At 37.2% G+C, this 13,115-nt stretch carries 9 protein-coding genes; 6 read left to right on the top strand and 3 right to left on the bottom strand.

Annotated elements, in window-relative coordinates; translation table 11 throughout:
- Nucleotides 1-32 precede the first annotated feature (32 nt).
- Nucleotides 33-1,247 (bottom strand): hypothetical protein, encoded by a 1,215-nt coding sequence (locus AC2CZC_RS23300; protein WP_063364237.1) that lies wholly within the window; start codon nucleotides 1,245-1,247, stop codon nucleotides 33-35.
- 709 nt (nucleotides 1,248-1,956) lie between these two features.
- Here AC2CZC_RS23300 and AC2CZC_RS23295 point away from each other — a divergent pair.
- From AC2CZC_RS23295 to AC2CZC_RS23270, 6 genes are all read left to right on the top strand, one after another.
- Nucleotides 1,957-3,186, top strand: a complete 1,230-nt coding sequence (locus AC2CZC_RS23295) for an AAA family ATPase (protein WP_484585647.1) — start codon at nucleotides 1,957-1,959, stop codon at nucleotides 3,184-3,186.
- Between the two features lie 17 nt (nucleotides 3,187-3,203).
- Nucleotides 3,204-4,169 (top strand): transcriptional regulator, encoded by a 966-nt coding sequence (locus tag AC2CZC_RS23290; RefSeq protein ID WP_484585646.1) that lies wholly within the window; start codon nucleotides 3,204-3,206, stop codon nucleotides 4,167-4,169.
- Between the two features lie 147 nt (nucleotides 4,170-4,316).
- Nucleotides 4,317-7,415 carry a DEAD/DEAH box helicase gene (locus AC2CZC_RS23285; protein WP_484585645.1) on the top strand — a complete coding sequence of 1,033 codons (3,099 nt, stop codon included), beginning with the start codon at nucleotides 4,317-4,319 and terminating at the stop codon, nucleotides 7,413-7,415.
- 303 nt (nucleotides 7,416-7,718) lie between these two features.
- Nucleotides 7,719-7,925, top strand: a complete 207-nt coding sequence (locus AC2CZC_RS23280) for a hypothetical protein (RefSeq protein ID WP_063364233.1) — start codon at nucleotides 7,719-7,721, stop codon at nucleotides 7,923-7,925.
- A complete protein-coding gene (locus AC2CZC_RS23275) occupies nucleotides 7,925-8,614 on the top strand; it encodes a response regulator (RefSeq protein WP_484585644.1) in 690 nt (229 codons plus the stop codon). The genes AC2CZC_RS23280 and AC2CZC_RS23275 overlap by 1 nt, the downstream gene beginning before the upstream one ends.
- A gap of 127 nt (nucleotides 8,615-8,741) precedes the next feature.
- Entirely contained in the window at nucleotides 8,742-10,199 is a 1,458-nt protein-coding gene (locus AC2CZC_RS23270) for a DNA recombination protein RmuC (RefSeq protein WP_484585643.1), read from the top strand.
- Nucleotides 10,200-10,244: 45 nt separating this feature from the next.
- On the opposite strand, the gene AC2CZC_RS23265 is transcribed toward AC2CZC_RS23270, so the two are convergent.
- Nucleotides 10,245-10,721, bottom strand: coding sequence for a hypothetical protein (locus AC2CZC_RS23265; RefSeq protein ID WP_484585642.1), 477 nt, complete (start codon nucleotides 10,719-10,721; stop codon nucleotides 10,245-10,247).
- A gap of 198 nt (nucleotides 10,722-10,919) precedes the next feature.
- Entirely contained in the window at nucleotides 10,920-12,956 is a 2,037-nt protein-coding gene (locus tag AC2CZC_RS23260) for an ATP-binding protein (protein ID WP_484585641.1), read from the bottom strand.
- Nucleotides 12,957-13,115 lie beyond the last annotated feature (159 nt).

The raw sequence follows: 13,115 nt of genomic DNA, 5'->3' as shown, positions 1-13,115 counted from the left end.
AAGGTCAATTTAACATAATTGACCTTAAAAAATTACTTTTTGACAATTTCTTCTAAAATATCTTCGTCTATAATTTCAGCAGTTTCAACCAGCCTTTTTCCACCTTGAATTTCAATACGTTTATTATGCTTATTCAGTGCCAATATCTCTTCACAAAATTGTGTAGATGGATGCATTTCATACACATAATCTATGATTCGACCGGTAGATTCATCTTTAACATTTGAAATGTTGTATTCTGAAATAGCTCCTTTTTCAATCAAATCTTTCATCGTGGTTGTCATATCTCGACGAAGTGCTTTTAGTTTATTGTCTGTAATTTCATCCGTAGAGTAAATGGAACCGTACTTCTCCATGATAGATAAAAGCCTAAAATGGTATGTTTTTCCAGGTGCAGCATAACGCCACAGGTGATAAAGACGCAACATCATCCATCTTGACAGTCCACGTTTTAACTCTTGTGCACTATTAAAATAGTAACCTTTGTATTCAAGATTATCGATCATGTTATGCACAAATGCATTTAAGCAAGCAACACACTTTATATTTCCACCTTGACCTTTTTTACCGCTAAAGTGCAGTGAAGATAAAAAGTTCATATTTGATTCGTAAAAAGAATCATCAACATCATTATTTTTTGTATCTGTAGCACGATATTTAAACGATAACTTTGAACCTTGCAAAGCTTCTAAAGACTCTTTTATTTGAGGGTAAGGCATTGATTGGCCAACAGCTTTTAACTCTTGAGCCAATTCATTCATTGAAAAAATCACAGCATATTGAATACCGGACTTAAAATTGATTTTTACAATTTTACCTTTTGAAGCCAGACGGATGAGCGCCCTTTCTACTTTTTCTTCTCTATCAGAAGGCCAAACAAGAAACTCTGTTTCTTCACCATCTTTTTTGCTACTAACAACTGCTGGTGTAATTTTTATTTCACCATCGTATAAAATACCATCAACTTTTTCGGATATTCTTCTTGTTATAATAGTTTTTTTTGGTGCTTCTTCTAATGGTAGTTTTTTGTAACCAGAACGCACAAAACGACCCCATAGATCGTAATGGTTAAACGTGTTTGAATATGCTCTTAAGCCATGGTTTGTATTTTCAATTGAAATACGAACATCTTTGTTGTCTGTGAAAAGGGCTAAACTCTCGTTATCTATCGCACTTTCAACACCATGAATTTGACCTCGCAACGAGTCTGGTAGATTATCAACAGAGATGTTTACCTTGCGGCTCATGATTTTTTACTTCCTGATTCTTTCGACAGCTAATAACAACACATTCAAAGGCAAAAGTTAATAATTAAAGTTAGTAAAAAATTGATCTGTGCTCAAGTTTTTTCTCAGATCAGTATTTTATCTACTAATGTTGTTTTGTAGATCATTTTTTTACTAACTAAGTGTTCTTTTTTAGCTGTTTCTGACAGTTTTAACTACAAAGGCATAGCATAAAAGCCATTTTCTCTAAGGCTTGTGTATAACAGTAGCTTCATTTGGTAAAGATCTGATCTGTTCGTAGTATAGATCAGATCTATATCTACTAAATTTCATATATTTAGTTTTACCTGTTGATAAGTTAAGGCTTTAAGTTAGTACAAAGCCGATCTAGCGCTCTCATTTTGTTAATTAATATGTGGATAAGCTGTATATATTATCAATTACGTATTTAGAGTTAGTATTTTTATGATCTGTGAGTATAGAAAGATCTGATCTTTACTACGTATTTTGTTGATCTATTAAATTAATACAATTATATATAAAACAAAGACTTAAGCATATATTTACACCTCTTATCCTTATATACCTATATATTTAAACATACTTAACCTCCTTATTTATTCTTAATTTAATATTCAATAAGTATTTTTTTGAATGTCTATTACTTTTGATGTTTACCTTTTAATTAATGGACATTATAATATTAGACATAAATTTAAGGAATATACGTATGTCTATCAATAGCAATGCACTTTCCACTTATAAATTGTTAAAGGCAACAGCTGAAGTTGCAGAACAATCTTTAGAAGGTCGAATTCAGCACTACAGAGCTCACCTCAAGTCTGAAGATAAAGAGTTGCGAACATATACACAAAAAGCAGCCGCAGATTTGTTAGGTGTGAATAATAGAACTTTGAAACGCCGACATGATCAAGGCGACTTTGATCATTTATCTATTCAAAAAGGCGCCAATGGACATTATGCTTATACATTAAGCAATATATTTGCTATGGCAGAAATACTTGGGATCAAGGCCGATCATAGAGATCCTGCCGATAAGCTTCAGGTTCTTGTCATCAATAGCTTAAAAGGAGGTTGTGGTAAAACAACTTCTTTAGTTAACCTAGCTGCTGCCTTAGCTACTACGAACATTAAAAGATATAGAATCGGGATTATTGATCTTGATCCGCAAGGATCATCTTCTAGTTTCTTTCCTTCTAATGAACATGATCCGATCACTGTAGGTGATCTTATGAGAGATTGTATAGAATTAGATGAAGGCGAAACTTGGAGTCAATTGGTTGCTGATTCTTTTCAAAAGACACATATTCCCAATATCAGAATCTTACCTTCAGGGATGGATGACTTTTATTTTGAGCACGAAACTGCAACAGAGCTTAAAGAATCCAGTAGTTATGATGAAACAAGACATTATCACAAGCTAAAAGAACGCGTCATACAGCCTGTAGAAGACGAATTTGACATTATCTTGATAGATACAGCACCTTCTCTTAATTTCATGTTCTACAATGCTCTGATGGCTTCTACAGCGATGCTAATACCAGTTCATCCAGAGGCAGTAGATTTTGATGCAAATAACAAATATTTAAAACGTTTAGGCGAAATTTATCACACTGTTGCTGCGCTAGGGCATGATGGCTGGGATTTCATGCAATTTCTAGTAACGAATTATGTAAAAGGTAATCACTCTCAACGTGACATTGTTAAAGATGTTAGAACTGCTTTTGGTAGACAAGTAATGAGTTACCCAATCAATCATAGTTCAGCGATTACAGCGAGCTCGTCCTCTTTTAACACTATTTTTGATCAAAAAACTTCTGATTCCCTTGCCAGCAGAGAGTCATTACTTCGTGCACAAGAAAATATTAAAGATGTTGTTGACGAATTAGAAATGCTAATTCGCTCAAATTGGTCATCTACCCAGTCAAACTTAGATTAAAAAAACAGGTTTAAATAATGGCTAGAAAACGTAAAAACGATACTCGATTAGATCCTTTTGCAACCCCTGTTGAAAACAGTAGTTTGGATGATTTGCTTGGCAAAGCAAATGTAGGTGATGTGATCACTATGCCCTCTCCTAGCGATCCCAAAAGAATGATCAATCTAAATTGTGAAGTGATCCCTCATTCCAAAATCGACGAAAAAACTACTGTATTTGGTCAGAACCGTCGAGAACAATCATTATTGAGTGAAAAGTCTGTTGCCGATATTTTGCCTGCTATTAAAGCTGACGGCAAAAATATGCATCCTGCACTTTGTTGGTCTAAAGGCAACGAACTACAAGTCTTGTCAGGTTCTAGAAGACGTAAAGCTTGCCTACTAGCTGGTGCTGATTACGTGGTGTTAACTTCGGAAGACTTTACTAATGAAGATGCAAAAGCGCTTGCCGTTTCTTCTGATCAATATATTGCTCCAAGTCTTTGGGAGCTGGGTAAAGCTTATGATCAAACTCGTCAAAAGTTGATTGAAACAGGCAATAAAGGATCTTATCGTGAGATTGCTGCGATCGAAGGCGTTTCTCATACGGCAGTCGCTGACGCTGTTAAAGCATTTCAACAAATCGATAAAGAAATCGTTTTATTGTACCCTACCCCCAATCATCTTGGCCGTGAAGTTGCGAAAAAGCTCATCAATGCTTGTAAAGAAAGCCCAGAACAATTCACCACTAAATTAAAAACAATATCGAATCATTCATTGCTTACAGAGCAAATGAGTGATGAAAAACGTGCGATTGAGATAACGAAGTTTTTAACGACATTTGAAATCCCAATCACTAATCGTTCAGAATCATTGCTTGAAAATGAATATGTTAAAATTCAACGCAGCCTAAATTCCGGCGCGGTGACAGTCAAAATTGATGATAAGGTTCTAACAGACAAACGTTTAGAGCAACTTCAGAAACTGTTAAATAGTTTTAATTAGTATGTTGCGGCCTAGATCTTCTAGGCCTTTTTTATACCTTTTGTCATCCAACCAGTCAATTTTTCATAATTTAGTCCCAATTGGCTCTTTAGCTCAAATCAGTAATTTCATATACTGGTCTTTTACGTTTTATTACTTGTTAGAATAATGTCCTCGCAGTTATCTAAAGAGCAACTATTAGCTTTATTTGAAGAAATTAAACAGGAACAGTCTTCTCAGTTTCCTTTGTCTGATCGCTTTTTGAAGCAGTATTTTAATTCTGCCATGTTAGCGAAAGCTAAAGAGTATCTAAATGATGATCAAATATCGTTTTTAGAACATAGTGAAGACTTTTCAAAAATAGATGCTCAAGTTTTAGGCAATTTTGGCAATACCTTTACACAGCACATCAAGATAGAGTTGGTTAAGGGAGCCCCCTCTGTTGAGGCGCAGTGTTCTTGTTCTAACAACCCTAAATGCCGACATATAGCAGCAGTATTGTTAAAGTTGAAGGTTGACCACTCTGGTGGGTTTGGAGAGTCTTTCTTAGTCAATGATTGGTTCAACGAATTATCCTCTTTGCAACAGTCTTCCGATTTGAATGTATCAAACGTATTGTTGTTTGTTTTGGAACATAGAGGTAATGAGGTTTTATTAAACCCCAAGATGTCACCACACAAACCTGATGGACATTATCCTCTTGGTCGAGTGTTGACTGAGAAACAACTTAACGCGCATGTTCCACCTAAAGATATTTTAGAAAGTGACTATCGCTTATTTAGCTGGGTGAGGTCACAAAATACGCCTGGTCATTTTGAGTTGTCAGGTAAGTGGGGATTTGCAGCGTTACAGCAGCTGACAGCTACGAAACGATGCTTCTTTGGAAATAGCCGAAAACCTTTACAATTTGGCCATATGCAACACTTGGATTTTTCATGGCAGAATGAAAATAATAGTTTTAAGCTTGTTAGTCATTTGTCTGATGTAGAGCAATGGTTACTTATTAAGTCTGATCCACCTGTTTATCTTGATACTGAAAACATGCTGCTAGGGCGCATTGAGTCGGAATTAAGTGCGCAGGAAATTGCACATTTGCATACTATGCCCAGTATCCAGAAAGATAAAATTGAAGCGGTCATTAAACGTTTTCAAGATATCTTCGCGGATAATGTTATTCCACCACCACAAGGCTATGAACAGTTAATTGATAAAGACAAGTTGGTCGCAAAATTGTCAGTTAACGATGGTGAGTATACGCATTTACAATTGACGTTGTTTAACTCTGCTCAAAAGTATTCGACAGAAAAGCAGCTTAATCGTTGTGAAAAAATGTTGTTAGGCCTTGGCTTCGAAGCACAAAGTGACGGATTTAAATTGCCAGTAGAAGATGAGGTTTCACATCATTGGTATAACTGTGAAGTTCGTCCTTACTTGCAGAGAAAGATGTGGCAGGTAGAGGAAATTCATCAAACCAAAAAAGTGTTAGTACCTAAGGTTACCCTTCAACTTAAACGTGATAAAAAACACCATGTTATTGGCAAAGTCATGTTTGATGACAGGCAGATTCTCCTCGACTGGGATAAAGCGCCTTGTCATGAAGTTAACTCAATTGCCAATGTATTTCAGTACGTTCAAATTGCACAGCAGTACTATGCTGTCTCTAAAGACGTTTATGAAGAGTTGTTGCTGCTAAAATCACGTTTTAGCTATTATTTATCTAGTTCCCAATTTAAATTTCCTTTGTCTTATGCCAAACGTTTGTTTGAGTTAGATGCCGTCGAGAGCGTCTCTGATGATGTTCGCCTTTTGGACTACCTAGCTGAGCTAAACAAACCTATCAACGCCAACGAGTCATTATTAGGTGACAGCCAAGAGCGCTTTACGTTGAGAGACTATCAGCTACAAGGCGTGAGCTGGTTGAAGTTTCTTAATCGCCATCAATTAGGTGGGATTCTTGCAGATGATATGGGGCTAGGTAAAACTTTACAAGTTATTGCGTATTTCATCTCGCAACATAATACTCTGGTGACGAAACCTTCGTTAATTGTTTGCCCAACTTCTCTAGTTGGAAATTGGCAAAATGAATTCAAGAAATTTGCACCACATTTACCCGTTTTAACGGTCCATGGCAGTAATCGAGATAAGCAGCTCAACCAAGTTGCGAAAGCGCGGTTTATTATTACAACATACCCTTTATTAAAGCGAGACTTGGCGCATTATTCAGAGCTACAGTTTGACTCAATCGTACTTGATGAAGCGCAGTATATTAAGAACGAGACTGCTCAAATTTCAAAATGTGTAAAACAGTTATCAGCTGAGTTCAAGCTGTGCATGAGTGGGACACCAGTTGAAAATAATTTAATGGAGCTTAAATCGTTACTTGATTTTGTTATGCCAGATGTACTTGGCACTAAACAGCAATTCAAGCAAAACTTTCAACTTCCTATTGAAAAAGATCGAGACAGCAAGCGAGCCAAAGAACTTCAGTCTCTAATTGCACCATTTATTTTACGTCGGACCAAGTCAGAGGTTGTACGTGAACTACCTGCGAAAACAGAGCTAATTAAAAAGCTCGAGTTCATGCCTGAGCAAGCGTCCTTATATCAGCACGTACAAAGCCAGATAGAAAGCAGTTTAATTGATTTATTTAAGGAGCAAGGCGTTGAAAGTAGTAAGCTGGCATTTTTAGACGCGCTGCTTAAACTCAGGCAAATTTGTTGTCATCCTGAGCTTGTTGATAAAGCCGGCGGACATCAACAGAGTGCTAAATTTAAGTGGTTAAAAGAGCACTTACCTATCTTGTTAAAAGAAGGTCGGAAGATCATTATTTTTAGTCAGTTTACCACTGTGCTGGATATGATCTCTTCGCTTTGTAATGAGATTGAAATCCCTTTCACCATGTTAACCGGACAAACTAGACACAGAGACAAAGCAATTGCGCGCTTTACTGAAGGTGATGTGGATGTCTTTTTAATTTCACTGAAAGCGGGTGGAACGGGCTTGAATTTAACGCAAGCTGATACGGTGATCCACTTCGACCCATGGTGGAACCCTGCTGTTGAGAACCAAGCAACTGACAGAGCTTATCGTATTGGCCAAGATAAACCTGTATTTGTATACAAGTTGATTGTTGCGAACTCGATTGAGCAGAAGGTATATCAAATGCAAAAAGACAAGCAGGCCTTAGTGGATGCTTTGTTTGCTGATACAGGTGTCAATTTGAACGAGTTTAACGAAGCACAAATGCTCGAATTGATAAAAAATTAAAATTTTTTTGAACTAATTCAAATAGCGCGTGTCTATTTAATTGCACATTGTGAGCTTACATTCAGCAATGAGCACATGTTGATTTCCCCCTTATTAATTACATTTACGTATTTGTAATAACCAGCTCAATTGAGCTGGTTTTTCTTTTTCTATGGCTTTGTAATAAAACATACTTGGTGTAATGCAGTGTAATGGCATTTGTCTTCATTTCTTGATGTGTTCCACATTTGATCCACATTCTTTCACTTTAATACACTCATAGGAAAACGAAAACCAAATGAATTGGACTAAAGGTGGGTTATTATGTTGTGCTATGAAAATACGATTTCGCAGTTAAACTTTATTGAACCACAATCGCTGTGCGACTATGATCTTATTAATGAAGTTGCAAGCTCTGAAGACTTGACGAGCATTTTAACGACCTTGCTTTTTGATGATACGCTTTCAGCAAATCTTAAAAAGCAGGTAAAAAAGCAACTGCGAGTATTAAAAGCGAATAAGAGAAACTAATGGAAGACAAAAACCACATTTTGATCGTCGAAGATGACTTTGATATTGCAGAACAAGTTATGTTGTTTTTCAAGGCATCAGGCTTTGAGATAACACACATTGCCGACGGTGCAGACGTGGTTGACTGGGTGCGAGAACACAGCCCAGATGCTATTTTGATGGATATTATGTTGCCCAATCAAGATGGCGTTGAGTGTATGAAACAGATCCGCGAATTTTCTATGGTGCCCATAGTTATGCTTACTGCGAAGGTATCTGAGGCCGATCGACTCAAAGGTCTTGAGTTTGGTGCTGATGATTATGTTTGTAAGCCTTTTAGCGCGGCTGAACTGGTCATGCGTATTAAAGCGATATTGCGTCGTTGCAGCGCTCCGCAAGCTTCAGAAGCACCTGAAATTGAGGTGAATGAGTCACAATTACTGGTTTCATTAAAAGGACAATCCTTAAGCTTAACTAAAGTTGAGTTTGATGTCTTTGCGATGCTTTATAATGCGCCTAATCGTGTCTTTTCACGTCAGCAAATTCTTGATCATATACAACCAGATAATTTTGATATCTCAGATCGCGTTATCGATAGCCATATTAAAAATATACGTAAAAAGATTAAAAACATCGAAATATCACCAAAAATTGTTGAATCAGTTTATGGCGCTGGTTATCGATTTAACGAACAGCATATTAACAGTTAATTCTCCTTTCCTACGGGTGCTAACATCTGTTGGCACCTATTTTTATTCTATATATCTCTTGGTTATCAGTGCTTAAAACCCGACTCTAAGGTATGATTTAACAAGAATTAATTGTTAGAGTCACACTATGCTTTTAAGTGGTTTTTCTGCCATGAGTTGGCAAACCATATTGGTACTTTTAGGCTTAGGTACCACGATATCCAGTATTGGCTTTTTTATTATTACCCACCTGTCGAAACAAAAAGCACGGGCACTGCATGAAATGTCTCAGGCAAAAATTGATGCACTTCAGCAGGCGCATGATGAACTTAAAGACAACCTAAATGCGGCGCAGCAACTTCAGTTAAAAACCCATGGAGAGGCCCAGCAATATCAGGCAAGGCTTGCTGAAAAACATGCACAAGTTAAAGAGTATTACAGTTTATGGCAGCAAGCTCAAAATAAAGCACAACAATCTCAAGAGGAAGCGCATCAATTGGCACTCCAGCTCACAGATATGGAAGCTAAACTTACCGAAAAGCAATTGGCATTTGATGCGCAAATAGCACAGTTAGAGCAGGCTAAAAATACGCTTAAACAAGAGTTTGAGAACGTAGCAAGTAAGTTATTTGAAGAGAAGAGCCAGCAATTTGCCCGCCACAGTCAGGAAAAAATTCAAACAATCCTGAGTCCTGTTCAGGGAGAAATTAAAGGTTTCCGAGATAAAATGGAAGCGATCCACAGTGAAGAGTTGAAGCAAAGAGCGGCCTTAAAAACTGAGCTGCTTCACTTACAAGCTAACAACCAAGCCATGACGGATCAAGCGAGCAAATTGACGACGGCATTGCAGGGGCAAACTAAAACCCAAGGTAACTGGGGTGAGTTAATGCTGGAAAATGTGCTAGATAGTGCGGGGTTAAGGCCCGGATATGATTATAAGCGTGAAGTCAGTTTCACCACATCAGAAGGAAAGTACCGCCCCGATGTGATTGTTTATCTACCTCAAAGCCGTCATTTGGTTGTGGATGCGAAAACATCTTTGAATGCTTACACAAGATATGTCAATGCACAGGATGAGATATCGGCACAGCAAGCAATAAAAGAGCATGTAAGTGCGGTGAAAGCGAGGGTGAAAGAGCTGGGCGATAAGTCTTACGAACGTTTGCCTGGACTGAACTCGCCAGAAGTTGTGATCATGTTTATCCCTGTTGAGTCTGCTTTTGTAGAAGCAATTAAATATGAGCCTGATATTTATCAGTATGCTTTAGAAAATAAAGTACTCGTAGCCACGCCTACTACCCTGCTAACGAGCTTGAACATCGTTAAACAGCTTTGGCGTTTTGAAGAACAAAGCAAGCACAGCAAAGAACTGGCACTCAGAGCGGAAAAATTTTATAACAAGCTTAATAGTTTTTTACATAGCCTTGAAGGTGTTGGCAAGCAGCTTGATAAAGCACAAGAGACGTATGATAAGGCTGTTGGACAATTATATACTGGAAAAGGCAACTTAATTAAGCAAGCTTCAGAGTTTAAGGAGTTGGGTGTTTCGGTCACCAAAGAACTACCAGAAGAAATGCTTGAAAAGGCGAAGCTAGAATTAAAGTAATAGGCACAAAAAAAGGGCTTTCGCCCTTTTTAAATATTGCTTAATTTACCTAGTACACAGCGCATAGTCGCCATTTCTTGGCTTATCAGAGTAAAGATAGATAAAGAGTGAATTATTTTTCACGTCATTCCAAACAGTACTCTTTGGGTGTGGGCAAAGAGATTGCTTTATATAGCTTTTAATCTCGCTGCTGGTCATAGCCAGTGGCGTTGGGATTTGAACAAAAACATTCAATTCACCATCGTTGAAATTAATGCGACTTAGCTTCCAACTGCCCATCATATATTGCTTAGAAAAATAACGGTCAATTCGAGCTTGGGCATCGTGACTTATTTCAGCATGTACAACAGAATGAGATTTATTGTCTACCCAGTAGTTCCATGCTGAAGCCAAAATGATAAATCCAGCTAGTAGCAAAGACCAAAAAGGTAATACATTTTTTTTAGGTCGTACTTTATTCCTATGCCTTTTTCTCTCGGCAATTTTGACCCAATCATTGTGTTTCATTGTACGCTGTGTCATAAGTAAATTCCTCCCGTTCATGTTGCTTATTAAAACAGGGCAATGTGGATAAAAAATGGATCAAAATGGAAGTTATAGTGCTCGGATCAGTTAGGCTGACAAATTTATAAAAGTAGCACTTTAGAATTAATTTCTTTTTTTACTAACAAGATCAAAAAAGCCACTATTTTGCATAAGTGGCTTTTTGTCGGTCATGTTTTATTTAAGTGGTAAAGCGATTGAAATATCCAATCCACCGAGGTTACTGCGCTTTATATCAATGGTTCCCGACATGAGCTCTACTAAGCTTTTACAAATCGAAAGACCTAAACCAGACCCTCCGGTTGCCCTGCTTCGAGAGCTCTCAACACGATATAATCGCTCAAATAGTTTGGGGATCTCTTCGTCTGTTACTGTTGGTGATGAGTCTTCAATTTGTATATTGAGGTGATGTTTATCTTGGTACATTTTGAATACCACTTTTCCTGGACTGTCTGTGTATAAGCACGTGTTCTTACACAAGTTATCGACAACTCTATCTAATTTGGGTTTATCGATATTGATAGTCGAACCTTCAGGAATGCTGATTTCACTACTAAAAGTTAGGGCATGGTTTTCAGTCATGCGTTTAATGTCATAACTATAATTTTGCGATAAAGTTTGAACGCATTGGATTTGCTGATTCAATGCAACTGCATTGTTCTCCGCTTGAGAAAGTTGATATACATCGGTTATCAAAGAGTTTAGCTGAGATATTTTTTCGTTGATTTTGCCATAAGCCTTATTATTATCTTCAAACAAACCATGTTCGAGTGCTTCGATATGTAGCTTTAAGACACTCAGTGGTGTTCTAAGTTCATGAGAGATATCAGCAAGCATTTTTTCTTTTTGTTTTAAGTTTTGCTGGTAAAGCTTTGCAGCTAGGTTTGCACTTCGGTGCTTAATAGAGTAGATATAAGTTAAAAGTGAGCATATAAACAACGCTGATAGTCCCGCTATTAACCATGACTTTTGCATAAGCTTGGTATGTTTTAGCTCACTTTGCGCAAGGGCTTTTTCTTTCTCTGAGACTTCGAGTTGTTGTCGCTGTACAAGGCTACTTATACTATTGCGATAGGCTTCTGCCTTTTGATTATTGAATTCTTCTCCAATTGCTTTGTTGACATTAAATGCTTTATAAATATGCTTGTATGCTAGCTCCAAATCACCATTTTGGTTAGCGAGATCGGCGGAGACCTCGTGAAAATAAATTGCCAATGGGCTATGGTGCTCTGAGTTAATGAGCTTTTGCAACTCTTGAATATAGTTTTTAGCTATATGAGGTTGTTTTAGATACAAATAGGCTTGGGATACGCTTATATGTGCATAGATCATCTGTATTTGGCTTTGTGCTTTTTTAGCAAAATCTAGACTCAGATGTGCATTGATAAGTGCAGCATCTCCTTGTTCCAATTTTATGTAGCTGCTAGCAAGCATGTGATAGGCACGTGATAAGCTCTCATTTGCGTTGGTCTGTTTCAAGTATTTCAGTGCATCGTATATATTATCAATAGCCACTTGATGGTTATTTTTTTTTAAAGATACTTGGGATAGACGCAATGCGCTGTCTGCTATAGCCACAATATTTCCATCTTTTTTGTCTTCACCTAACGCCCAACGGAAAAATATTTCTGCCTGATCATAATCATCAAGCCTGACCGAAATATCACCTAAATTATAAAAGTTACTCGCTTTGATACTGTGATTATTACTATCTTTTAAGTAACTTTGAGCCTTTAACTGAAACTGCATAGCTTGAGCTAATTCACTTCTGTGATCAGACAATGTACCTAAATTACTGTATGCCAGACCTATAAGTGTTTTGTCATTCAGTTCTTGCGCGGCTTTTAAGGCCTTATAGTAATGCTCTTCCGCTTCTTCAAGCCGAGACATGCGACGATAGTTGATACCTTTTTCATTATTAATCGTGCGTATTAACTGAGTATCTAAATAATGATTCTGTTCAATGTGATTAAGGGTCGATATGGCTTTTTCAAACAGCCCTTGCTTTCGATATATTTCGGCTTGAATTAATAACACTTCCAATGCCTTGTCTTGAGATAAGTTTTCTAATCGCCAAGGTTCGATCAAGTCCAAAGCGATTTGATATTTCCCTTGCTTCTCAAGTTGCTTTAATTCATCAATATCTATACTTGCTGAGGCTGTATTGGTAAATAATATGCAAGTTAAAAGCAAAGGTACGAATATTTTTTTCATGTTTTTTCAAGTTAAATCAAGACGGTTGCATCCTATGCAACAAATGTGTGACAAATATGGATCATGTAAAGGGGGTTTACAGGGAACGAGTAAGTAAAATTGTGCTCTAAGCTTTAATGCGTTAGTAAAATTATGATTTGGCAAAGAAAACAGTTAGTA

Source organism: Pseudoalteromonas sp. MMG033, assembly GCF_057197785.1.
This window is presented reverse-complemented; position numbering and strand designations above follow the sequence as displayed.